We start from the raw sequence: 22492 nt of genomic DNA, 5'->3' as shown, positions 1-22492 counted from the left end.
TCACGAGCACGATCCCGCGCACCGGACGGCGATGTCACATCCGGGCGACGCTGAGGCTCACGACGTAGCGCTCCTCGACGGAAGCGTCGGGGAAGAGCGCGAGCAGCCGGGCCCGCTCGGCGTCCGTGAACTCCCGGGTGCCGGCCTCGCCGAGGAGCAGGAAGGCGGAGTGACTGGCGAGGTTGGCGAGGTGGTCGTCCAGCGGGATGCGCCGGGACCACCGCACGGAGCGGGTGGTGAGGCCGTCGAGGCCGCGCGGCAGGGTGCGGAAGTTGTCCGCCTCGGCCCCGTCGGCCTGGAAGAAGGCGCGGAGCCGCTCGCTCTGTCCGGCGATCCACGGGACTTCGGCGTCCATGTCGTTCCACCAGATCGCGAGCGCGCCGCCGGGGCGCAGGACGCGGCGGGCCTCGGGGACGGAGCGTTCCGGGTCGGTCCAGTGCCAGGCCTGGGCGTAGGTGAGCAGGTCGAACGCACCGTCGGCCAGCGGCAGCCGGTCGCCGTCCCCGCGCACGAGCGGGATCCCGGGGTTCGCCCGCCGGAACTCGGCGGCCATGCCGTCCCCGGGCTCCACGGCGACGACCTCGGCCCCGCGGGCGTGCAGCAGAGCGGTGGCGATCCCGGTCCCCGCCCCCACGTCGGCCACCCGCGCCCCGGCGAGCGGCCGGCCTGCGAGTTCCTCGACGGCGTCGAAGAGCGCAGCCGGGTACCCGGGGCGGTGCGCCTGGTAGAGCGCGGCTGCGGCATCGAAGGACCGGGCGCGTTTCGTCATGCGGCCATTGTTTTCGATCACGCTCTCCGGCGCCAAGGTGAAGGCCCCGTACGGGATGTGGCGGGGCTGCCCGCCGGCTGCGGAAGAGACACCCCGAAGGCCGCCGTGGACAACGGCAAGCCCGCGGTGCCCCAGAGCCCCGCCCCGCCCGCGCCGTCGGCCAAGGCGGGCGGCGCGACGCACGAGGTGACCCTGGAGGTCGGCGGCAAACAGGTCGCGGCGAGCGACGGCGTCGAGAACACGAAGCGCTGCTCCTACACGATCAAGTAGGGCGGTACTCGCGCACGACCTCGATGCGGCCGACGATGTGCGCGTTGAACTCGTCGAGTTCCTCCGTCGGGACCCACAGCTCCAGGATGGTCTCGCCGCCGGCCTGCTGGACCGGGTACCGCGCGAGGAAGGCCGAGTCGACCTCGAAGCGGGTCACGAAGCCCGCCCCGTCGTGCTTGACGTTCCAGTCGCGGGCGATGCGGATCGCGTAGTCCTCGTTCAGGACCGGGTAGAAGATCGGCTGCTCGGGCAGGCGCGGCGGCCAGGCCCGCCAGTCGAGGGCGCGGACCAGGTCGAGCTCGACGGGGCCCGTGGGGCGCCAGAGGGTGGTCGTGGACATGCCGCGACCCTAGAGGCCCGGCAAGGCGTCGACCAGCGGTTTTCAGGTCCGGGGGCGGCGCAGGGAGAGCCATCCGAGGGTGGCGGTCTGGAGCAGGAGCAGGGCCCCGGTGCCGGCCGCCTGCCAGACCGGCGGGGCCGGACGGCCGCCCACGGACCAGGCCGGGCCGTCGGGGTCCGCCGTCACCGTCAGGCGGGCGCCGACCGCGAGGTCCATGGAGACCGGGCCGGGCAGCTCGCGGCCCGCAGCCGTACGCAGGCGCAGCGACGGGGAGTGGCCCGAGCCGTCCTCCACCATCGTGCGCGAGGCGACCACCGCCACCTCCTCCCGGCCCCGGTCGTGGAGGGTGTGCCGGTCCCAGGTGATTCCGCCGAGCACCGCGACCCCGACCGCGGTGAGCGCGACGGCGGTGCGGGCCACGAACTCCGCGTCCGTGCCGTGCGGTACGGCGGCGCCGACGACGAAGACGGCCAGCAGGACCGCGACCCAGGCGCCCTCGGGGCCCCGGAGCAGCCAGATGGCGCCGCACTCCGCCGCCAGGAGCAGGCAGTTGCGGAGCAACGCCCCCGTCATCCTCCGCATCACTTCAGCCATGGACACATCATGCCTGGGGCCCGGCCGCGATCCGAGGCCCGGGCGGGCCGCCGGGTACCCCGCCCCGGACCCCTACTCCGACCCCGGGAAGCCCGTCGTCATGCGGTCGTCATGCCGCCGTCCACCGTGAACTCCGTGCCCGTCACGTACGAGGACGCGTCCGAGCAGAGGAAGAGGACCAGTTCCCCGACCTCCTCCGGCCGTCCCATCCGCCCCAGCGGTACGTGCGACCAGTCCCGGCCCGCGACCGCCTCGGCCACCATCGGCGTGTCGATGGCCCCCGGGTGCACGGAGTTGACCCGGATCCGGTCCCCGGCCAGGTCCAGCGCCGCCGACCGGGTCAGCCCGCGCAGCCCGAACTTGGTGGACCCGTACGCCGCGTGGCCCGGAATGCCGACCAGGCCGGCCGTCGAGGAGATGTTGACGACGGAGCCGCCCCCGCCCGCCCGCAGTACGGGCGCCACCGCCTGGATCCCGAGGAACGGCCCCAGCAGGTTGACCCGCAGCAGCGCCTCGAAGTCGTCGAGCCGCTGCTGCTCGACGTGCGCCGTGCGCCACAGGGCCGCGTTGTTGACCAGCGCCGAGATCGTGCCGAAGGCCGAGACGGCCTCGCGCACGACCCCCGCCCAGCTCGCCGCGTCGGCCACGTCGTGCCGTACGTAGAGCCCCTGACCGCCCAGCGAGGCGGCCACCGCCCGGCCCTCGTCCTCCCGCACGTCCGTGACCACGACCCGCGCCCCCGCCTCCGCACACAGCAGGGCCTCGGCCGCGCCCTGCCCGCGCCCGGCGCCGGTGATGACGACGACCTTCCCGTCGAGGGAGACACCCACGGCTCAGCCCTCCGTCAGACACTTCGAACAGGAATATTTCTAGCAGTCATATCCAGCGGGAGGAAGGGGCCCTGCGAAGGCCGGTCGTAGACTGCGCCGCGTGGCAGACGAGACCGGAGACGAGACCGCGGGCGGGACGGGCGGGCCCACGCTCCCCGCGGGCGGTACGGGCGGGCCCACGCTCCCCGCGACCGGCTGGGCGGTGCTCGGCCTGCTCTCCTTCGGGGAGGAACTCTCCGGCTACGACCTGAAGAAGCGGTCGGACCGGTCGTTGCGCTTCTTCTACTGGAGCCCGTCCTTCAGCCAGATCTACAGCGAGCTCAAGCGGCTGGAGAAGGCCGGCTACGCCACCTCGCGAAGGGTCGCCCAGGAGAGCGGCACCCGCGACAAGCGGGTGTACCGGATCACCGACGACGGCATGACGGCCGTCCGGGAATGGGCCCGCGAGGCCCCGGTCGACCCGCCGGTCCTCAAGCACGGGCCGATGCTGCGGCTGTGGCTGGGCCATCTGCTGGAGCCGGAGCAGATGCGCGAAGTCCTCGTACGGCAGCAGGAGTTCGCCGAGGAGATGCGCCGGCGCGCGGTGGCCGACGCCGAGCGTGCGAAGGACGAGCCCCGGGCCGGGGACGCGTACCCCACGCTCACCCTCAAGTGGGCCGAGCGGTACTACGCCTCCGAGCGCGACCTGGCCGCAGCCGTGCTCGACGACATCGAGGAGCTCGCCAAGCGCCGGTAGGCATGCCGTCGAGCCTCCCGTAACCTCGCCGCATGACGGGCAGTGCGATCAACCTCCGCAAGGTCGAGGAAACGGCTCCGGCGCTCGTGAGCCTCTACAAGAGCGCCGGGGTCTCCTTGCGCAAGTACGGCCTGGAGGGCGGGCGCGCCGCCGTCTACCTGGTGCTGGACTACTCCGGTTCGATGCGCCCGTACTACGAGGACGGCAGCGTGCAGGCCCTCGCCGACCGGGTGCTGGGCCTGTCCGCGCACCTGGACGACGACGGCCGGGTGCCGGTGGTCTTCTTCTCCACGGAGGTCGACGCGGTGGAGGAGATCACCCTCGCCGGGCACGCGGGGAAGGTCACCGAGATCGCCTCCAGGCTCGGCCACATGGGCAAGACGGCCTACCACGCGGCGATGGACGCGGTGATCGACCACTACCTGGACTCGGGGTCCACGCAGCCGGCCCTGGTGGTCTTCCAGACCGACGGCGGGCCGATCAACAAGCTCGCCGCCGAGAAGTACCTGTGCAAGGCGGCCCGCCTGCCGCTGTTCTGGCAGTTCGTCGGCTTCGGGAACACGCGCAGCACGCAGTTCGACTTCCTGCGCCGGCTGGACGAACTGCCCGTCCCGTCCCGGCGCGCGGTGGACAACGCGGGGTACTTCCACGCGGGGCCGGACCCGCGCGCCGTCCCCGACCCGGAGCTGTACGACCGCCTGGTCGGCGATTTCCCGGCCTGGCTGGCGGCGGCGCGCGGAGCGGGCATCGTGCGCGCCTGAGCGGCGGCTGCCGGGGCCGCACGCTTTGATGGACGTATGACGACGAACAACTGGGCAGCGTTCGAGAAGGCGGAGCCGGAGTTCGCAGCGGCCGTCCGGGCCCGCTTCGCGCAGTACCCGCACCATGTGCTGGCCACGCTCCGCAAGGACGGCTCCCCCCGGGTGGCCGGGCTGAATGTCGACATCCGCGGCGGGGAGCTGTGGCTCGGCATGATGCCCGGCTCGAAGAAGGCCCGCGACCTCCAGCGCGACCCGCGCTTCGCCCTGCACACCAATCCGGGCGCGGGTGAGGAGATGCCGGACGGGGACGTACGGATCTCCGGGCGGGCGGTGGAGCTGGTGGACCCGCCCGAGCTGCACCGGTACGCGGAGGAGACGGATACCCCGCACCCCTTCCACCTCTTCCACGCCGACCTGACGGAGGTGGTCCACGTCGGCGTGGAGGGCGATGACCTGGTACTTCGGTCGTGGACCCCGGCGGGCGGCCTGCGCACGATCCGCCGGGGCGACGACGACGAGCCGCCGCGGGAGGACCCGGCGCCGGGCGTCGCGGGGGACGGGTCTAGCTGAGCGGGAAGATGCCGCCGGTCCCGATCGCGGAGGGGTCGATGTCGACCCAGTTGCGGTCGATGTTGATGGTGACCCCGCCGTAGGTCGCGTCGTGGTCGCCGCGGAACTGGTGGGCGCGGCGGGGGCCGAACCACTGGGTCGTGCCCTTGGGCAGGCCCATGTCGGCGTCGGTGACGGAGGCCTCGCCGTTCCAGCGGGCGACCCACAGCACGTCCGGCATGGCCTCGGGGGCCTGGTCGTGGTGGGCGCTCAGCGCCTGGGCCCCGGAGCTCGCCGAGACGTAGGCGGCCGAGCGGTAGCCGAGCTCGTGCAGCCGGACCGTCCAGCCGGTCAGGTAGGCGACGACGGGGGCGTCCCAGGTGTCGCGGTCGGTGTAGTTCTCCAGGTCGTTGTAGAGCACGGTGCCCGCGGCGAGGCCCAGCGACCCGGCCGCGGCCGCCGCCCCCTCGGCGGCGGACCGGCCCTGTTCGTCGGCCTCGGAGGGGTCGGTGGACAGGCCGGTGCTGGAGCTGTTCCAGGGCTGGCGGCCCACCCAGATCGGCATGAGGTGCCAGCCCGCCTCGGCCTGCCGGCGTACCCAGGCGGCGGTGAGCTGCGGCTGGGCGCAGGCCCGGGCGCGGCCGCCGATGTAGATGCCGACCGCGCCGAAGGGGGAACCGGCCCGCCAGGTGTCCATGGACGCCTGGGTCGGGGCGGTGCAGGCGTCGAAGCCCTGGCCGGTGAAGGGCTCCTGGGCGTTGCGGGGCCCCGCGCCGCCGGTGGCCAGCGCGGGCTCGGCGGGGGGTGTGGGGGTGGTGGCGTCGGGGGCTCCCGGGGCGCCGGCGGGCAGCGCGCGGGCGCGCGCCAGGACCCTGCGTACGGTGTCGGGCGCGTCCCCGTAGGAGACGGTGGCCATGACCCCGGGCCGGAGCAGGGCGTACCGCAGTTCGTTGCTGTCGGCCCGGGTCGGGTCCTCGGGCAGGGCGCTGCCGGAGTCCACGGCGACGGTGGGGATGTCGGCGCGCGGCGGGGCCGAGTCCAGGGGTTCGAGGTGCAGGGTGTCGGCGCGGTCGGCGACGGCCCGGCCGGTACATGCGGCCTGGGTGCCGGCGTGGCCGAGGTACAGGGTGGGCAGGTCGAGGCGCAGGCACGCGCCGGGCTCGTGGTCGAGGTCGACGACCCGCCAGTCGGCGGGGACGGTGAGGCGCAGCCCGTGGTAGTCGACGGTCCGCGCGTCGGCGGCGGCGGTGGCGGCCGGGAGGACGGGGATCAGCAGGGCGGCGCCGAGGAGGCCGCTGAGCAGCGTTCGGGTGGGGGCCATGATCCGGATAGTTACCAGACGGCGGGCACGGCCGGGCCCCTCAACTTCGCTGAGGGGCCGCGCAGATGGCCCGTACGGCCTAGGGGGTGCCTTGCCGATCAGGCCGGGCTCGCGGCGTCTGGCACCGCGCCCCGCCGCGTTCTCGTCGGTCGCCGACGCTCCGCGTCGACTCTCCCCCAGACTCCGTCCGGGGGGACCCCCATCCTCGGCCTTGCGATGCACGGCACCAGACGCCGCTCCCTGATCCGGCCCGATCGGCAAGACACCCCCTACGGCTCCGACTGGTCCTTGAAGGCGGGCAGGCCGAAGATCCGCTGCTTGCCCTCCTCCGGCATGAGCTCGACGAGCGGCAGCACCAGCTCCCACAGGTCCTGCTCGGCGACCTCCCGGGCCAGCGCGTCCAGTTCGGTGTCGCCGAGTCCGGCGGCGGCGTCCGCCACCACCTTGCGCGCCTCCGCGGGCAGTACGCCGGCCAGCGGCAGGAACTCGCCCCACAGCCCGGTGACCACGACGGCCCGGACCACCCCTGCCAGTACGTCCGGATCCCGCAGGGATTCCAGCCGGGCCACGGTGAGCCGGTCCTCCTCGCCGAGCAGGGCGACCAGGGGCAGCAGGGTCTCCCAGAGCCCCTCCGCGTGCGTCACCCGTACGAGGGAGGCCAGCTCGGCCCCGTCGAGGCGGGCGGTGAGCCGGGCGATGCGCAGCCGCTGCTCCCCGCCGACCGCGGCGGCGACGGCGAGGGCCTCCTCCCAGAGCCCGGCGGCAGCGGCGGCGCGTACCACCGAGGCGAGCCGCTCGTCGCCCATGAGCTCCAGGATCCGTGGGAGCCGCTCGGGCAGGTCGACGTAGAACCCGGCGCGCAGCACGTCCGTGTCGCCGACCTGTTCCAGGATCCGCGAGAGCACCCGGTCCCTCAGGTGCCCGACGAACCGCCCCATGGTGAGGTGGTCGCGGTTCTCGGCGAGGACGACGGCTATCCGTACGACGAGCCCCTCGTCGAGGCGGTCCACGATCGCGGCGATCCTGCGCGGGTCGAGGTGGGCGCACGACTCGGCGGTGAAGGACACCGGCAGCTTGGCGATGATGCCGGCGGCCCTACCCGCCTCCAGCCGCCCGGCGACGGCGGCCGCGAGCCTGGGCCCGAGCGCCTTCTGCGAGATGGCGGCCGCGACCCCGGCGGGCACCAGCTTGGTGGCGGCGGCGATCCGGTCGAGCATCTCGGGCGCCCGGTCGAACAGCGCGGCGCTCGCCTGCTCGCGGAAGCCGCGTACGTCCTCGTCGGGCAGCCCGTACAGGAACGCGAGCGTCTCGGGCGGCCGCCCCAGCAGCCGGGCGGCCTTCTCGACCTCGGCCCGGCTCACCGGAAGAGCACCTTGCGTACGGCCCCGCGCGCGAGGCCGGGCACCAGCTTGAGCGCTTCCTCGGCGGCCTCGTTCAGCCCGTCGGCCCGGCGCGCCCGCTCGCCCCGGAGCGCTTCGGTGAGCCGCGCCTGCTCTCCGGCGGCCAGCGCCCGGAAGGAGTCCGGGGGCGGTGCGCCCAACTCCCCTTGCAGTGCGGCCCATTCATCCGTACTCATGGCAGAGACCTCCCACAGAGACGACGGCTCGCCCCGAGGGTGACCCCGTATTGACTATGAGTCAATACTTGCGAGAAATTGCGAGCAGGGGCGGTGATCTACAGCATCTCTCCGGGGCGCGACGACGCTCTGGACGGTGTCGGAGCAGTTCCGCCGGCTCTTCCCGCGGGTCGACGTACGGCCCGACGTCCTGTTCGTCGAGGACGACGGGGTGCTGACCTCGGCCGGGCTGTCGGCCGGCATCGACCTGTGCCTGCACATGGTGCGCCGCGACTACGGGGCGGCGGTCGCGAACGCCACGGCCCGCCTGGTGGTGGCGGCCCTCGTACGGCCGGGCGGGCAGGCCCAGTTCATCGAGACCCCGCTCCCGCCCGAACGCGGCAGCTCACTCGCCGCGACCCGGGCCTGGGCCCTGGCCCGGCTGCACGAGCCGACCACCTTGGCCGACCTGGCCCGCCATGCCGGCACCAGCGTCCGCACCCTGACCCGCCGCTTCCGGTCCGAGACGGGCCTCAGCCCCCTGCAGTGGCTCCTGCACCAACGCCTGGACCGCGCCCGCGAGATCCTCGAAACCAGCACCCTGCCCATGGACCAGGTGGCCGCCCAGAGCGGCCTCGGCACGGCGGACTCCCTGCGCACCCACCTCCACCGCCGCACGGGCCTCACCCCGAGCGCCTACCGCGCCGCCGCCCGTGCCATGAAGACGTCCACCGCGTCCTGAGCCTCCACCACGAACCCGTACCGCTCGTACAGCGCCCGCGCGGCGCTCCCCCGCAGCACGTTGAGCCGTACGGTCATCCCCTGCGCGTCGGCCCGCGCCAGCACCCCGCGCAGCACGCGGGACCCGATCCCCCGCCCCTGGTGCTCGGCCGCCAGGTAGAAGTGCTCCAGCAGCAACCCGTCCCCGTCGGGCCGCACGGTGAAGCACCCGACCACCTGCCCGCGGGCCACGAGGACGGACGAATGCTCGACGGAGAACGATTCCCGCAGCCGCTGCCGCACCCGCCGGTCGTCGTACCGACCGAGCCGCTCCAGGTCCGCCCGCATGACATCGGCCCGCAACTCGGCGAGCACCTCGACATCCCCGTCCCGCGGGGCCCTGACCTCCATGTCCATGCCCGAAGCATCCCAGCCACTTCGACGGTGTCCGCTCAGCTCATCCTTCTCTCACCCACCGCGCGAACTCGTCGGCCAGCCCGGCCGGATTGGCGAGCTCCGTCCGTCGCGCGACCGCCTCGAAGTACTCCAGCTCATGCAGGATCACCGGAATCGGCCGGCCGAAGACCTTCTCGATCAGGCCGCTCCCGTGCATCTCCCGGGCGACGTGCCGGCACACCGCGTCGTGCGCGGACTCGATCCCGCCGGCCGGCCGCGCGACCTCCTCCCAGCCCTGCGGCCAGTCCTCCGGCTCCTCGTACCAGAGCCCGAGTTCCTCGACCCACTCCCTGGGCGCCGCCACTACATCGAGCTCGTTCTGCAGCCAGAAGGCATAGTTCCACCGCGCCTCCCCCGCATCCGAGGCACGCCCCAGGCTCTCCCTCACCTGCGCCTCGGTGTTGTAACCGATGGTCACGACGGGCCGCCGGTGGTCGTCCCCCTCGTTCCAGACCAGGAAGGACAGCGCGTACACCTCCGCCGCCACCGGCGCCGGCACGTTCCCCACGGCCGCGACGGCCCGCGCGCTGAACCGCTCCTGAAACTCCATGCAGCCGACTCTAGTTGCGCCCGCCACCCCCGGTCGGGGACGTGGCGGGCGCCGTGACGCCGACCGCTCGGCTCAGCCGTACACCAGCTTGAAGCCGACCTGAGCCGACCGGATCGCCGCCCGGGTCGCGACGCAAGAGCAGTACACCGCACTGCGGCTGCCCGGAGACCTGCCGGTCCTGCGGACCCTGCGCACCGTGTACGGAGCAGACGAACGCCCCATCGAGGTCACCGTCATGGTGAAGGCCGGGCACCTGTACGAGCTCCGGTACGAGTTCACCCCCGAGTAGACGCCCCCGCACGCCACAGCGCCCGCCATCCCTGGTCGGAGACTTGGCGGGCGCTGTGTCGGAGTTCCGCACGTCATTGTGCGGACCGTATGAGGGGTCCTCCCGGGGGGAGGGGTACTGCCGGTGGGTCCTCCCCGGAGGGAGGGGTACCGCGGGGTTACACCATCAGGGAGCGGTCCGTCGGCTTGACCGGGTACGGGAGGGCGCTCGTGCCCGTCAGGAAGCGGTCCACGCCGCGGGCGGCCGAGCGGCCTTCCGCGATGGCCCAGACGATGAGCGACTGGCCGCGGCCCGCGTCGCCGGCGACGAAGACGCCGTCCACGTTGGTCGCGTACGAGGAGTCGCGGACGATGTTGCCGCGGCCGTCCAGCTCCAGGCCGAACTGGTCCACCAGACCGTTGGCCTGGTCGGTGCCCGTGAAGCCCATCGCCAGGGTGACCAGCTGCGCCGGGAGGACGCGCTCGGTGCCGGGCTTCTGGACGAGCTTGCCGTCGACGAACTCCACCTCGACGAGGTGCAGCGCCTGGACGTTGCCGTCCTCGTCGCCCTCGAAGTGGGTGGTGGAGACGGAGTAGACCCGCTCGCCGCCCTCCTCGTGCGCCGAGGTGACCTTGTACAGCATGGGGAACGTGGGCCACGGCTGGCTGGCGTTACGGTCCTCGCCGGGCTTCGGCATGATCTCCAGCTGCGTGACCGAGGCCGCGCCCTGGCGGTGGGCGGTGCCGACGCAGTCCGCGCCGGTGTCGCCGCCGCCGATGACGACCACGTGCTTGCCCTCGGCCGTGATGGGGGGCGCCATGAAGTCGCCCTCCTGGACCTTGTTCGCGAGCGGCAGGTACTCCATCGCGAAGTGGATGCCGCCCAGCTCGCGCCCCGGGACCGGAAGGTCGCGGGACACCGTGGCGCCGGCCGCGATGACGACGGCGTCGTACCGCTTGCGCAGCTGTACGGCGTCCAGGTCGCGGCCGATCTCCACGCCCGTACGGAACTTGGTGCCCTCCGCCCGCATCTGCTCGATGCGGCGGTTGATGTGCACCTTCTCCATCTTGAACTCGGGGATGCCGTAGCGCAGCAGACCGCCGATGCGGTCCGCGCGCTCGAACACGGCGACCGTGTGGCCGGCCCGCGTCAGCTGCTGGGCGGCGGCCAGGCCCGCCGGGCCCGAACCGATGACCGCGACGGTCTTGCCGGACAGCCGCTCCGGCGGCTGCGGGGTGACGTCGCCGTTGTCCCAGGCCTTGTCGATGATCGAGACTTCGACGTTCTTGATGGTCACGGCGGGCTGGTTGATGCCCAGCACGCACGCCGACTCGCACGGAGCCGGGCACAGGCGGCCGGTGAACTCCGGGAAGTTGTTCGTCGCGTGCAGGCGCTCCGAGGCCGCGGTCCAGTCCTCGCGGTACGCGAAGTCGTTCCACTCCGGGATCAGGTTCCCGAGCGGGCACCCGTTGTGGCAGAACGGGATGCCGCAGTCCATGCAGCGGCCGGCCTGCTTGCTGATGATCGGGAGCAGCGAGCCCTTGACGTAGACCTCGTTCCAGTCCTGCAGGCGGTCGGCCACGGGACGGGAACAGGCGGTCTCGCGCGGGGTGGTGAGGAAGCCCTTCGGGTCAGCCATTGGTCGCCGCCTCCATCATCTTCTCGGTGGTCTCGGACTCCGAGAGTCCGGCCAGCTCAGCGGCGTCCTTGGCGGCGAGCACTGCCTTGTACGTGGTCGGGATGATCTTGCTGAAGCGGTCCACCGCGACGGACCAGTCAGCCAGGAGCTTCGCGGCCACGGTCGAGCCGGTCTCCTCCTCGTGGCGGCGCACCACATCGTGCAGCCACTGCTTGTCCGTGTCGGACAGGACGGTCTCGACGGCACCGGCGTTGCCGACGTTGACGTTGTCCGGGTCGAGGTCGATGACGTACGCGACGCCGCCCGACATGCCGGCCGCGAAGTTGCGGCCCGTCTCGCCCAGGACGACCGCGTGACCGCCGGTCATGTACTCGCAGCCGTGGTCGCCCACGCCCTCCGAGACGACCAGGGCGCCGGAGTTGCGGACGCAGAAGCGCTCGCCGGTGCGGCCGCGCAGGAACATCTCGCCGCCGGTGGCGCCGTAGCCGATGGTGTTGCCGGCGATGGTCGAGTACTCGGCCAGGTGGTCGGCGCCCCGGTCGGGACGGACGATCACGCGGCCGCCGGAGAGGCCCTTGCCGACGTAGTCGTTGGCGTCGCCCTCCAGGCGCAGCGTGATGCCGCTCGGCAGGAAGGCGCCGAAGGACTGGCCGGCCGAACCGGTGAAGGTCAGGTCGATGGTGTCGGCGGGCAGGCCCGCGCCACCGAACTTCTTGGTGACCTGGTGGCCGAGCATGGTGCCGACGGTCCGGTTGATGTTGCGGATCGCGACCTGTGCGCGGACCGGCTGGGCGCTCTCGGCGGAGTCGGCGTTCAGCGCGTCGGCCGCGAGCTCGATCAGCTCGTTGTCGAGGGCCTTCTCCAGCCCGTGGTCCTGCTCGATCAGGGCGTGGCGGACCGCGCCCTCGGGCAGCTCGGGCACGTAGAAGAGCGGCTCCAGGTCGAGGCCCTGCGCCTTCCAGTGCGTGACGGCCTTGCTGGTGTCGAGGAGCTCGGCGTGGCCGACGGCCTCCTCGATGGAGCGGAAGCCCAGCTCGGCGAGGAGCTCGCGCACCTCCTCCGCGATGAACTCGAAGAAGTTGACGACGAACTCGGGCTTGCCGGAGAAGCGCTCGCGCAGGACCGGGTTCTGCGTGGCGATGCCGACCGGGCAGGTGTCCAGGTGGCAGACGCGCATCATGACGCAGCCGGAGACGACGAGCGGCGCGGTCGCGAAACCGAACTCCTCGGCGCCGAGCAGCGCGGCGATGACCACGTCGCGGCCGGTCTTGAGCTGGCCGTCGGTCTGGACCACGATGCGGTCGCGCAGCCCGTTGAGCAGCAGGGTCTGCTGGGTCTCGGCGAGGCCGAGCTCCCAGGGACCGCCCGCGTGCTTCAGCGAGGTGAGCGGGGAGGCGCCCGTACCGCCGTCGTGGCCGGAGATGAGGACGACGTCCGCGTGCGCCTTGGAGACACCCGCGGCGACGGTGCCGACACCGACCTCCGACACCAGCTTCACGTGGATACGCGCGGCCGGGTTGGCGTTCTTGAGGTCGTGGATCAGCTGAGCCAGGTCCTCGATGGAGTAGATGTCGTGGTGCGGCGGCGGGGAGATCAGGCCGACGCCCGGGGTGGAGTGCCGGGTCTTGGCGACCCAGGGGTAGACCTTGTGGCCGGGCAGCTGGCCGCCCTCGCCGGGCTTGGCGCCCTGCGCCATCTTGATCTGGATGTCGTCCGCGTTGACCAGGTACTCGCTCGTGACACCGAAGCGGCCGGAGGCGACCTGCTTGATGGAGGAGCGGCGCGCCGGGTCGTACAGGCGGTCCGGGTCCTCGCCGCCCTCACCGGTGTTGGACTTGCCGCCCAGCTGGTTCATGGCGATGGCGAGGGTCTCGTGCGCCTCCTTGGAGATGGAGCCGTACGACATGGCGCCGGTGGAGAAGCGCTGGACGATGTCGGCGACCGACTCGACCTCGTCGATGGAGATCGACGGGCGGTCGCTCTTGAAGCCGAACAGGCCGCGGAGCGTCATCAGGCGCTCCGACTGCTCGTTCACGCGGTCCGTGTACTGCCGGAAGATGTCGTACCGGCGGTTGCGGGTGGCGTGCTGGAGGCGGAAGACCGTCTCCGGGTCGAACAGGTGCGGCTCGCCCTCGCGGCGCCACTGGTACTCGCCGCCGATCTCCAGCGCGCGGTGGGTGGCCGCGATGCCGGAGGCCGGGTACGCCTTGGCGTGGCGCGCGGCCACCTCCTTGGCGATGACGTCCAGGCCGGCGCCGCCGATCTTGGTGGCGGTGCCGTTGAAGTAGGTCTCGACGAACTCGTCGTTCAGGCCGACGGCCTCGAAGACCTGGGCGCCGCGGTAGGAGGCGACGGTGGAGATGCCCATCTTGGACATGACCTTCAGGACGCCCTTGCCGAGCGCGTAGATCAGGTTCTTGATGGCCTGCTCCGGCTCCAGGCCGGACAGGAACGTTCCGGCGCGCAGCAGGTCCTCGACGGACTCCATGGCGAGGTACGGGTTCACGGCGGCGGCGCCGTAGCCGATGAGCAGCGCGACGTGGTGGACCTCGCGGACGTCACCGGCCTCGACGAGCAGGCCCACCTGGGTGCGCTGCTTGGTGGCGATGAGGTGGTGGTGCACCGCGGAGGTGAGCAGCAGCGACGGGATCGGCGCGTGCTCGGCGTCCGAGTGGCGGTCCGACAGGACGATCAGGCGGGCGCCGGCCTCGATGGCCGCGTCGGCCTCGGTGCGGATCTCCGCGATCCGCGCGGCCAGCGCCTCGGCGCCGCCCGAGACCCGGTAGAGGCCCGAGAGGGTGGCGGCCTTCATGCCCGGCATGTCGCCGTCGGCGTTGACGTGGATGAGCTTGGCCAGCTCGTCGTTGTCGATCACCGGGAAGGGGAGGGTGACGCTGCGGCAGGACGCGGCGGTCGGCTCCAGCAGATTGCCCTGCGGGCCCACCGAGGACAGCAGCGAGGTGACGAGCTCCTCACGGATGGCGTCCAGCGGCGGGTTGGTGACCTGCGCGAACAGCTGGGTGAAGTAGTCGAAGAGCAGCCGGGGGCGCTCGGACAGGGCCGCGATCGGGGAGTCCGTACCCATGGAGCCGAGCGGCTCGCCGCCGGTACGGGCCATCGGCGCGAGGATGACGCGCAGCTCTTCCTCGGTGTAGCCGAAGGTCTGCTGGCGGCGGGTGACCGAGGCGTGGGTGTGCACGATGTGCTCACGCTCGGGCAGGTCCGTCAGCTCGATCTCGCCGGTCTCCAGCCATTCGGCGTACGGAGCGGCGCCGGCCAGCTCGGCCTTGATCTCGTCGTCCTCGATGATGCGCTTCTGGGCGGTGTCGACGAGGAACATCTTGCCGGGCTGGAGGCGGCCCTTGCGGACGACCTTGGCCGGGTCGATGTCGAGCACGCCGACCTCGGAGCCGAGGACGACGAGGCCGTCGTCGGTGACCCAGTAGCGGCCGGGGCGCAGACCGTTGCGGTCGAGGACCGCGCCGACCTGGGTGCCGTCGGTGAAGGTGACGCAGGCCGGGCCGTCCCAGGGCTCCATCATCGTGGAGTGGTACTGGTAGAACGCGCGGCGGGCCGGGTCCATGGAGGTGTGGTTCTCCCACGCCTCCGGGATCATCATCAGCACGCTGTGCGGCAGCGACCGGCCGCCGAGGTGGAGGAGCTCCAGGACCTCGTCGAAGGAGGCCGAGTCGGAGGCGTCCGGGGTGCAGATCGGGAAGATCCGGTCCAGCGCGCCGTCGCCGAAGACGCCGGAGGCCAGCTGGGACTCGCGGGCCTTCATCCAGTTGCGGTTGCCCTTGACCGTGTTGATCTCGCCGTTGTGCGCGACGAAGCGGTACGGGTGGGCGAGCGGCCAGGACGGGAAGGTGTTCGTCGAGAACCGCGAGTGGACCAGGGCGAGCGTCGACGCGAAGCGACGGTCGGAGAGGTCCGGGAAGAAGGGCTCCAGCTGGCCGGTGGTCAGCATGCCCTTGTAGACGATGGTGCGGGCGGAGAGCGACGGGAAGTAGACCCCGGCCTCGCGCTCGACGCGCTTGCGCAGCACGAAGGCCTTGCGGTCCAGCTCGATGCCGGCGCTGCCGTTGCTCACGAAGAGCTGGGAGAAGGCCGGCATGGTGGCGCGGGCGCCGTTGCCGAGCAGGTCCGGGGTGACCGGGACCTCGCGCCAGCCGAGGACCGTGAGGTTCTCCTGGGCGGCGATGGCCTCGATCTGCTCCACGGCGACGGCCTGTGCGGTGCCGTCGGCGGGGAGGAAGGCGATGCCGACGGCGTACGCGCCGGCCTCGGGCAGGTCGAAACCGGCCACCTCGCGCAGGAACGCGTCGGGCACCTGGGACAGGATTCCGGCGCCGTCGCCCGAGTCCGGCTCGGAGCCGGTCGCGCCGCGGTGCTCAAGGTTCCGCAATACGGTCAGCGCCTGCTCAACGAGTGTGTGGGTCGCCTCGCCGGTGAGGTTCGCCACGAAACCGACGCCGCAGGCGTCCTTCTCGTTGCGCGGGTCGTACATGCCCTGCTGGGCGGGGCGACCGTCCATGGGCGACCAGGCAGTGGTGCTGGGGCCGGTCGCGGAGTGCGTGGATGCGGAACGCATCGGCTCTCCCGTCGTCGTCGTGGCATATGTGCATAGCCGAGGGACGACGTTGGCCCTCTGCGAAATTTCGTGCAGATTACATGATGACGACAATCCCGCGAAGTGGATATGCCGTTCCAACATGCGGACACCGCACGAGGCAGAAAAGAGGGGACCTTCGGGGACGTTTCACAACGTTTCGCAACGTTTCACGGGAACGAAGGCCCCGACGCGAGGTGGGCATCATTGCCCGGCGCCCTGGTCTGATGCCCGGCGGACACGGGATCGAAACCGCCGAGTAACGGACTACTTATGTTGCGCTCCGCATAGTGTCTCACTCCCTGCGCGGTCAGCCTATGGCTCCGCCGATCCAGGTTCCCAGGATGTACGTCACACCGGCGGCCGCGCCACCCAGCGCGAGCTGGCGCAGACCGCTGTACCACCAGGACCGGGCCGTGACCCGGGAGACGATCGCGCCGCAGGCGAAGAGCCCGGCCAGCGCCAGCAGCACCGCCGGCCACAGGGACGTGGCGCCGAGCAGGTACGGCAGTACGGGGAGCAGCGCGCCCAGCGCGAACGAGCCGAAGGACGAGACGGCGGCGACGAGCGGCGAAGGCAGGTCGTCGGGGTCGATCCCGAGCTCCTCGCGGGCGTGTATCTCCAGCGCCTGCTCGGGGTCGCGGGACAGCTGCATGGCGACCTCGCGGGCGAGCGCGGGCTCGACGCCGCGGGAGACGTAGAGCTCGGCCAGCTCCTCCATCTCGTCGACCGGGTGCTTGCGCAACTGCTGGCGTTCCACATCCAGTTCCGCGAGGACCAGCTCGCGCTGCGAGGCGACGGAGGTGTACTCGCCGGCCGCCATCGAGAAGGCGCCGGCGGCGAGGCCCGCGAGGCCGGTGATCACGATGGTGTGCGGGGCGACGGCGCCGCCGGCCACACCGGTCATGAGCGCGAGGTTGGAGACGAGCCCGTCCATGGCACCGAAGACGGCCGGCCGCAGCCATCCACCGTTGACGTCGCGGTGGGTGTGGTTGTCGCGGTGGGCGGTGTGCAGCGGTGCTTCGATGTCGATGATGGACATACGGATATCTCCCCATTTGTGCCAACGGGTGCCGCGAGACACCCCGCTCCCCTGAACGCCTCGAAACTACGCACGATTTCTGCTGCCCGCCAGCAAGGAAGGCCGTACTTACCTGGGGTTTTGGGCGTCGGCGACCGGGTGACGGGGGCGTTCGCGGGGTGTTTCGCGGCGAGCGACAAACCTCATGTCATGGCACAAATCCCCCAAGGGCTCAATATGAGTCCCATCAAGTGGAGAGGCGCGCCATGGAGCTGATTGCATGCAATCCGCAGGTCCTCCTCGAACGGGCCAGGGGCGCTCTTCTGGGCCTCGCGGTGGGCGACGCGCTGGGCGCCCCCGCGGAGAACATGAAGCCGTCGGAGATCCGGGCGAAGTGGGGCCGCATCGAGGGATTCGTGTCGGAGGACCCGGCGGGCACGGACGACACGGAGTACGCGATCTTCTCGGGCCTGCTGCTGGCCCGGCACGGCTCGGCGCTGACCGTCTCCCACGTGGAGCGGGCCTGGCACCACTGGATCGCCGACCTGGACGAGGGCCCGTTCCGCGGCGCGGGCTTCTCGGAGCGCGGCACCCTCGAAAACCTCCGCCGGGGCCTGGCGGCCCCCATCTCGGCGCAGCACCGGCACGCGTGGTCGGACGGCCTGGCGATGCGGGCGGCCCCCTTCGGGGTCTTCGCCGCCGGCCGCCCGGCGGAGGCGGCGCGGCTCGTCGCCATCGACGGCTGCGTCAGCCACGACGGCGAAGGCATCTACGGCGGCCAGGCGGTGGCGGCGGGCGTGGCCGCGGCCATGGCGGGCGGCAGCCCCGCGTCGGTGATCTCCGCCGCCCTGTCGGTCATCCCCTCGGACTCCTGGACGGCCCGCTCCCTGCGCCGGGCCGTCACCGCCGCCCCGCGCGGAGAACGGGCGGTGCGCTCGGCGGTGGTCATCGGCGGCTATCCCTGGACGGACCTGGCGCCGGAGGCGGTCGGCCTGGCCTTCGGCGCGTTCGCGGCGTGCCGGGGCGACTTCCCCTCCTCGGTCCTGACCGCGGTCAACATGGGCCGCGACGCGGACACCACGGCGGCGGTGGCGGGTGCCCTGGCGGGCGCGATGTCGGGTGCGGGGGCCATCCCCTTGCCCTGGTCCTCGGCCATCGGCCCGGTCCGCGGCAGCTGCCTCCCCTCAATGCGGGGCTACCACGTCCTGGACATCGCGGACCTCCTCACCCCGGAATCCGAGGGCCCCCGATGACCCCACCCCCCTTCACCCCGAACCCGAACCCCACCCCGCCGCCCCCACCGACACCCCCCGGCTCGCCCCCCACGCCGCCCTCCCCACCACAAACCGGGCCGGAGGCCACCCCGGCCCGCCCGGCGGCCCCGGCACACCCGGCGGCCCCGGCACACCCGGCCGACCCGGCCGCCCCGGCCGCCCCGGCCGCCCCGGCCGCCCCGGCCGCCCCGGCCGCCTCGGCCGCCCCGGCCGCCTCGGCACGCCCGGCGGCGCTGGCCGACCCGGCCACCCCACCGGGGCCCGCGGATGCCCCGCCAGGTCCGGCCGAGCCGCCGTGTCCGGGCGTCCCACCGGCTCCGGGTGCCTCGCCGGCTCCGGGTGCCCCGCCGGGTCCACTGGCTCCGGGTGCCCCGCCGGGTCCACTGGCTCCGGGTGCCCCGCCGGGTCCGCCGGGTCCGGGCGTCCCGCCGGGTCCGCCGGCTCCGGGCGTCCCAGCCGTCTCCGCCGGGACGGCGGAGACGGCGACGCGAGACCGGGGGGCCGGGGGCGTGCCCCCGGTTTCGGGAAGGGGCGGGGTGGGGGAAGTCTCCGCCCCAGCCGGGGGGACCCGGACCGCCGGGCAGGAGCCGCGGACCTGGGTCAGGATCACCGAACCCCCCGCCAGGGCCCGGACCGGCGGAGCCGACACCGCCCGCCCGGAGGCCCGCACCACCACCCAGCCCCACCCAGAGACCCGCACCACCACCGCCCAGCCCCACCCAGAGGCCCGCGCCGCCACTGCCCAGCCCCACCCAGAGGCCCGCACCACCACCGCCAGGCCCCCCGCAGAGGCCCGCACCACCACCGCCCAGCCCCACCCAGAGACCCGTACCACCACCCAGCCCCACCCAGAGACCCGTACCGCCACCGCCCAGCCCCACCCAGAGACCCGTACCACCACCCAGCCCCACCCAGAGGCCCGCACCACCACCCAGCCCCACCCAGAGACCCGCACCACCACCGCCAGGCCCCCCGCAGAGGCCCGCACCGCCACCGCCCAGCCCCCCGCAGGGGACGGGCCCCGCCGGATCGAAGGGCTGCTCCTCGGGCTCGCCGCAGGCGACGCGGCCGGGTGGCCCGCCGCCCGGCACCGCGCCAGCCGGATGCCCGAGTGGACCCGCCGCCTCACCCGCGAGCTCGACACCTTCGCCGAGCAGAACGCCACCACCACCCTCCCCGTCCCCATCGCCCTCAACCAGCCCCCCGAACCCCTGCGCCTCGGCCCCTCCGACGACGCCGAATGGGCGGCCTTCGTCGCCGAGTCCGTGCTCACCGCCGCCGGCGTCCTGCTCAGCGACCTCTCCCGGTCCCGCCGCATGCGCGCCGCCATCGACCTCGCGTGGAACGCCCTGGCCTCCGAGGTCGCCGCGGCAGCGGAACGCGCGCCCGAGGTCGAGTCCGCCGTCCTCCCCCTCCGTGCCCGGATCTCCGTCCGCGCCGGCCTCGGCAACCTCGCCACCGGCCTGCGCCCGCCCGCCACCGGCCACGACAACCCGCACTACTTCGACGACGCCGCCTGCGTCCGCGCCTGCGTCCTCGCCGTCGTCCACCCCGGGGACCCGCACGCGGCAGCCGACCTCGCCGAGTTCGACGCCCGCTACACCCAGGACGGCGACGGCGTCCACGGCGCCCGCGCCATGGCCGCCGCCGTCGCGACCGCCCTCGCCGGCGCGGACGTCGACACCGCCGTCGACGCCGCCCTCGCGCAGCTCCCCGAGGCCACCGAGATCGGCCGCAACGCCCGGCACGCCGTCAAGCTCGCCCGCACCCACACCGACGGCGGCGGCGCCTTCGCCATCGTCCCCACCCTCGAACACGAGATCGTGGACCACGTCTACAGCTACGGGATCGCCGCCGCCGAGACCGTCCCCGTGGCGCTCGCCCTCGCGACCGCCGCCCGCGGCCGGACGGCCGAAGCCGTCCCGGCCGCCGCCTGCCTGTCCCGCGTCGCGGACTCCGCCCCCGCCCTCGCCGGCGCGCTCACCGGCGCGCTCGGCGGCGGCGACTCGATCCCCGCCGCCTGGCGGGAGGCCTGCCGCACCCTGTCCGGCTGCGCCCTCCCCCGTCTCGCCGGCACCGATCTCGTGGAACTCGCCGCGCTCCTCGCTCGCACGGAACTCACCTCACCCAAGGGATGATTCGGACATGACGCTCACGCTCACGCTGGAGGACCGGGCCTGCGGCGCTCTCGTCGGAGCCGCCGTCGGCGACGCGCTCGGCGGCCCGGTGGAGGGCTGGACCCCGGACCAGATCCTGGAACGGCACGGCGGCCGGGTGCACGGCATCGTCGGCCCGTGGCACGAGGACTGGCGCACGGCCCGCCCGATCGCCCCGTACCACAAGGGAGATGGCCACGTCACCGATGACACCCTCATGACGCACGCCCTGGTACGGGTCTACGAGACGGTACGGGACCACCTGGACGCGTACGCGGTCGCGGACCACCTCGTGCCGGACCTGATGACCAACCCGCGGTGGATCCCGGAGCTGGAGGCCGAAGCCCTCCCGCTGCAGCGGATCTTCCTCGCCGAGAAGTGGATCGTGACCCGGCTGCACTACGCGCACGTCGACCCGCGCGAGGCCGGCAGCGGCAACATCGTCAACTGCGGTGCGGCGATGTACATGGCGCCGGTGGGCATCGTCAACGCGGGCAACCCGGCGGGCGCGTACGCGGAGGCGCTGGACGTCGCCGGCGCGCACCAGTCCTCGTACGGGCGGGAGGCGGCGGGCGTGTTCGCGGCGGCGGTGGCGGCCGCGTGCGTCCCCGGGGCCACGGCCGCCTCGGTGGTGGACACCGCGCTGTCCCTCGCGAAGGACGGCACGCGCGAGGCCGTCTCGGCGGTCTGCGAAGTGGCCCGCCGCCACCGGGACTTCGAGTCGGCGCTGTCCCCCCTCCGCACGGCGGTGGCCCCGTACGACTCGGTGGGTCCGGACTACCGCAAGCCGTCCCTGGGCGCCCGCCGCCCGTCCCGACTCCACTCCATCGAGGAACTCCCGATCGCCCTCGGCATGCTGCTGATCGCGGACGGGGGGTACGAGACCTCCGTGCTCGGAGCGGTCAACTACGGCCGGGACTGCGACTCCATCGCCACGATGGCGGGTGCGATCGCCGGCGCCCTGGGCGGCGAAGCCGCGATCCCGGCCGCCTGGGCCAAACAGGTCGCCGAGGCCAGCCGCCTCGACCTCCACGCCCCGGCCGTGTCCCTGGCCGCCGTGGCCCGCGAGGTCTTCGCCCAGGACCGCTCCCGCCGGCGCACCCACGAGGCGGCCTTCACCCAGATCTCGACCCCGCGATGACCCCACGGCCCGACCACCCGGCCGACCCGGTGCCCCCCGCCGACCCGGGCCCCACCAACCCCGAACGCCGCCGGGCGGCCGAGGAGAACCCGGCCCGCCCGGCGCCGACCCCGCCGAACAACGGCGGCCCGGAACCAGCCACCACCCCCGCAACCACCGACACCCCGACCCCCACCAGGCACCAGCGCCGCCAGACGGCAGCAAGGGGGCTGGCCCACCCAGCGCCGACCCCGCCGGACGGTGGCGGGCCGGCGGCAGCCGAGCCCCTACGGCTCACCTGGGCGCAGCCCGAGGACCTCGTCGGGCACGAGTTCCGCCAGGCGGCCGAGGACGGCCGGGATCCCGGGCCCGCCCTGCGGGTCTGGCTGGCGGCGGGCGGCCACCCGGCGCCGGCCCGGGCCGGCGCCTCCCCCGCGCCCGCACCACCGGCGCTGCGCGCCCTGGCCCGCCGGCTCATGGACGAGCTCGCCGCCCTCCCCTCCCCGACGGCCGCCACCGAGCCACAGTCCTGGAACGCCATCCGCGCCACCTGGCCCCCGGCCCCGGGGGAATCCCGGCCCGGGCCCGACGCCTCCCCGCCCCCGGCAAGCCGTACGCCCGACCCGGACCACCCGGAGCCGGGACCCACCCGCGCCGGATCCGGCCACGCCGAGGAGCGGCCGCCCGACCGCACGGCCCGCCCGGCGGAACCACGGGCCGCCGACCCGGACCGCACCGCAGAGGCGTGCCCAGGCAGCCGGGACGCGGACCGGAATCGGGATCCCGAGCCCGAGCCCGGATCCGGCCACGCCGAGGAGCGGCCGCCCGACCGCACGGCCCGCCGGGCGGAACCACGGCCCGCCGACCCGGACCGCACCGCAGAGGCGTGCCCAGGCAGCCGGGACGCGGACCGGAATCGGGATCCCGAGCCCGAGCCCGGATCCGGCCACGCCG

The 22492-nt window shown here is 73.4% G+C and carries 19 protein-coding genes and 3 pseudogenes; 10 read left to right on the top strand and 12 right to left on the bottom strand.

Translation table 11 applies throughout. The features are described from left to right. Positions 1-34: 34 nt before the first annotated feature. Positions 35-769, bottom strand: a complete 735-nt coding sequence (locus ACGFYQ_RS24470; protein ID WP_393747230.1) for a class I SAM-dependent methyltransferase — start codon at positions 767-769, stop codon at positions 35-37. Between the two features lie 57 nt (positions 770-826). Here ACGFYQ_RS24470 and ACGFYQ_RS24465 point away from each other — a divergent pair, with 57 nt between their 5' ends. Beyond that, positions 827-1039 carry a hypothetical protein gene (locus tag ACGFYQ_RS24465; RefSeq protein ID WP_393747228.1) on the top strand — a complete coding sequence of 71 codons (213 nt, stop codon included), beginning with the start codon at positions 827-829 and terminating at the stop codon, positions 1037-1039. Here the strand turns inward: ACGFYQ_RS24465 and ACGFYQ_RS24460 are convergent. The 3 genes from ACGFYQ_RS24460 to ACGFYQ_RS24450 all read right to left on the bottom strand — a co-directional run bounded on the left by ACGFYQ_RS24460 (position 1032) and on the right by ACGFYQ_RS24450 (position 2803). Continuing rightward, complete coding sequence (locus tag ACGFYQ_RS24460; RefSeq protein ID WP_393747226.1) at positions 1032-1379, bottom strand: hypothetical protein; 348 nt, start codon at positions 1377-1379, stop codon at positions 1032-1034. The two genes, ACGFYQ_RS24465 and ACGFYQ_RS24460, sit on opposite strands and share 8 nt — an antisense overlap. A 42-nt stretch (positions 1380-1421) precedes the next feature. Beyond that, on the bottom strand, positions 1422-1973 hold the full coding sequence (locus ACGFYQ_RS24455; RefSeq protein ID WP_393747224.1) for a hypothetical protein: 552 nt from the start codon (positions 1971-1973) through the stop codon (positions 1422-1424). A gap of 98 nt (positions 1974-2071) precedes the next feature. Next, complete coding sequence (locus ACGFYQ_RS24450; RefSeq protein ID WP_393747222.1) at positions 2072-2803, bottom strand: SDR family NAD(P)-dependent oxidoreductase; 732 nt, start codon at positions 2801-2803, stop codon at positions 2072-2074. A gap of 91 nt (positions 2804-2894) precedes the next feature. Between ACGFYQ_RS24450 and ACGFYQ_RS24445 the strand changes: the two genes are divergently transcribed. From ACGFYQ_RS24445 to ACGFYQ_RS24435, 3 genes are read left to right on the top strand one after another with little or no spacing between them, the layout of a single operon-like run. Next, on the top strand, positions 2895-3539 hold the full coding sequence (locus tag ACGFYQ_RS24445) for a PadR family transcriptional regulator (RefSeq protein WP_393747631.1): 645 nt from the start codon (positions 2895-2897) through the stop codon (positions 3537-3539). A gap of 32 nt (positions 3540-3571) precedes the next feature. Continuing rightward, the gene (locus tag ACGFYQ_RS24440) at positions 3572-4300 is read left to right on the top strand and encodes a VWA domain-containing protein (RefSeq protein WP_393747220.1); all 729 of its coding nucleotides are present in this window, start codon (positions 3572-3574) and stop codon (positions 4298-4300) included. 36 nt (positions 4301-4336) lie between these two features. Next, positions 4337-4870 carry a pyridoxamine 5'-phosphate oxidase family protein gene (locus ACGFYQ_RS24435; protein WP_393747218.1) on the top strand — a complete coding sequence of 178 codons (534 nt, stop codon included), beginning with the start codon at positions 4337-4339 and terminating at the stop codon, positions 4868-4870. Here the strand turns inward: ACGFYQ_RS24435 and ACGFYQ_RS24430 are convergent. The 3 genes from ACGFYQ_RS24430 to ACGFYQ_RS24420 form a co-directional block, all read right to left on the bottom strand. Further along, positions 4863-6170, bottom strand: a complete 1308-nt coding sequence (locus ACGFYQ_RS24430; RefSeq protein ID WP_393747216.1) for a DUF1906 domain-containing protein — start codon at positions 6168-6170, stop codon at positions 4863-4865. The genes ACGFYQ_RS24435 and ACGFYQ_RS24430 overlap by 8 nt on opposite strands. A 269-nt stretch (positions 6171-6439) precedes the next feature. Further along, positions 6440-7531, bottom strand: coding sequence for a hypothetical protein (locus ACGFYQ_RS24425; protein ID WP_393747214.1), 1092 nt, complete (start codon positions 7529-7531; stop codon positions 6440-6442). Further along, entirely contained in the window at positions 7528-7746 is a 219-nt protein-coding gene (locus tag ACGFYQ_RS24420) for a hypothetical protein (RefSeq protein ID WP_393747212.1), read from the bottom strand. Before ACGFYQ_RS24420 ends, ACGFYQ_RS24425 begins: the two co-directional genes overlap by 4 nt. A gap of 112 nt (positions 7747-7858) precedes the next feature. Between ACGFYQ_RS24420 and ACGFYQ_RS24415 the strand changes: the two are divergent. Further along, positions 7859-8467 (top strand): annotated as a pseudogene (locus ACGFYQ_RS24415) (GlxA family transcriptional regulator); the annotation flags it as partial. Here ACGFYQ_RS24415 and ACGFYQ_RS24410 read toward each other — a convergent pair. Next, positions 8422-8862 carry a GNAT family N-acetyltransferase gene (locus ACGFYQ_RS24410; RefSeq protein WP_393747210.1) on the bottom strand — a complete coding sequence of 147 codons (441 nt, stop codon included), beginning with the start codon at positions 8860-8862 and terminating at the stop codon, positions 8422-8424. The pseudogene ACGFYQ_RS24415 and the gene ACGFYQ_RS24410 sit on opposite strands and share 46 nt — an antisense overlap. A gap of 40 nt (positions 8863-8902) precedes the next feature. Beyond that, positions 8903-9451 carry a hypothetical protein gene (locus ACGFYQ_RS24405; protein ID WP_393747208.1) on the bottom strand — a complete coding sequence of 183 codons (549 nt, stop codon included), beginning with the start codon at positions 9449-9451 and terminating at the stop codon, positions 8903-8905. A 106-nt stretch (positions 9452-9557) separates the two neighbouring features. Here ACGFYQ_RS24405 and ACGFYQ_RS24400 point away from each other — a divergent pair. Beyond that, positions 9558-9740: pseudogene (locus ACGFYQ_RS24400) on the top strand (UTRA domain-containing protein); the annotation flags it as partial. A gap of 157 nt (positions 9741-9897) precedes the next feature. Here ACGFYQ_RS24400 and ACGFYQ_RS24395 read toward each other — a convergent pair. The 3 genes from ACGFYQ_RS24395 to ACGFYQ_RS24385 all read right to left on the bottom strand — a co-directional run bounded on the left by ACGFYQ_RS24395 (position 9898) and on the right by ACGFYQ_RS24385 (position 17009). After that, complete coding sequence (locus ACGFYQ_RS24395; protein ID WP_393747206.1) at positions 9898-11358, bottom strand: glutamate synthase subunit beta; 1461 nt, start codon at positions 11356-11358, stop codon at positions 9898-9900. Beyond that, positions 11351-15949, bottom strand: a complete 4599-nt coding sequence (gene gltB, locus ACGFYQ_RS24390) for a glutamate synthase large subunit (protein ID WP_393747203.1) — start codon at positions 15947-15949, stop codon at positions 11351-11353. Before gltB ends, ACGFYQ_RS24395 begins: the two co-directional genes overlap by 8 nt. A gap of 328 nt (positions 15950-16277) precedes the next feature. Further along, positions 16278-17009, bottom strand: a complete 732-nt coding sequence (locus tag ACGFYQ_RS24385) for a VIT1/CCC1 transporter family protein (protein ID WP_393747201.1) — start codon at positions 17007-17009, stop codon at positions 16278-16280. Positions 17010-17254: 245 nt separating this feature from the next. Between ACGFYQ_RS24385 and ACGFYQ_RS24380 the strand changes: the two genes are divergently transcribed. The 4 genes and pseudogenes from ACGFYQ_RS24380 to ACGFYQ_RS24365 form a co-directional block, all read left to right on the top strand. Beyond that, positions 17255-18241 carry an ADP-ribosylglycohydrolase family protein gene (locus ACGFYQ_RS24380; protein WP_393747199.1) on the top strand — a complete coding sequence of 329 codons (987 nt, stop codon included), beginning with the start codon at positions 17255-17257 and terminating at the stop codon, positions 18239-18241. A gap of 1049 nt (positions 18242-19290) precedes the next feature. Beyond that, positions 19291-20400: an ADP-ribosylglycohydrolase family protein gene (locus tag ACGFYQ_RS24375; RefSeq protein ID WP_393747629.1), complete on the top strand. Its 1110-nt coding sequence runs from the start codon at positions 19291-19293 to the stop codon at positions 20398-20400. A gap of 7 nt (positions 20401-20407) precedes the next feature. Beyond that, a complete protein-coding gene (locus tag ACGFYQ_RS24370; RefSeq protein WP_393747197.1) occupies positions 20408-21559 on the top strand; it encodes an ADP-ribosylglycohydrolase family protein in 1152 nt (383 codons plus the stop codon). Beyond that, positions 21556-22492 (top strand): annotated as a pseudogene (locus tag ACGFYQ_RS24365) (hypothetical protein); the annotation flags it as partial. The gene ACGFYQ_RS24370 and the pseudogene ACGFYQ_RS24365, both read left to right, overlap by 4 nt.

This window comes from Streptomyces sp. NPDC048258, assembly GCF_043201995.1.
In the GTDB taxonomy this organism is placed as follows: domain Bacteria; phylum Actinomycetota; class Actinomycetes; order Streptomycetales; family Streptomycetaceae; genus Streptomyces.
The sequence above is the reverse complement of the archived record's forward strand: the minus strand, read 5'-3'. Positions and strand labels throughout refer to the sequence as shown.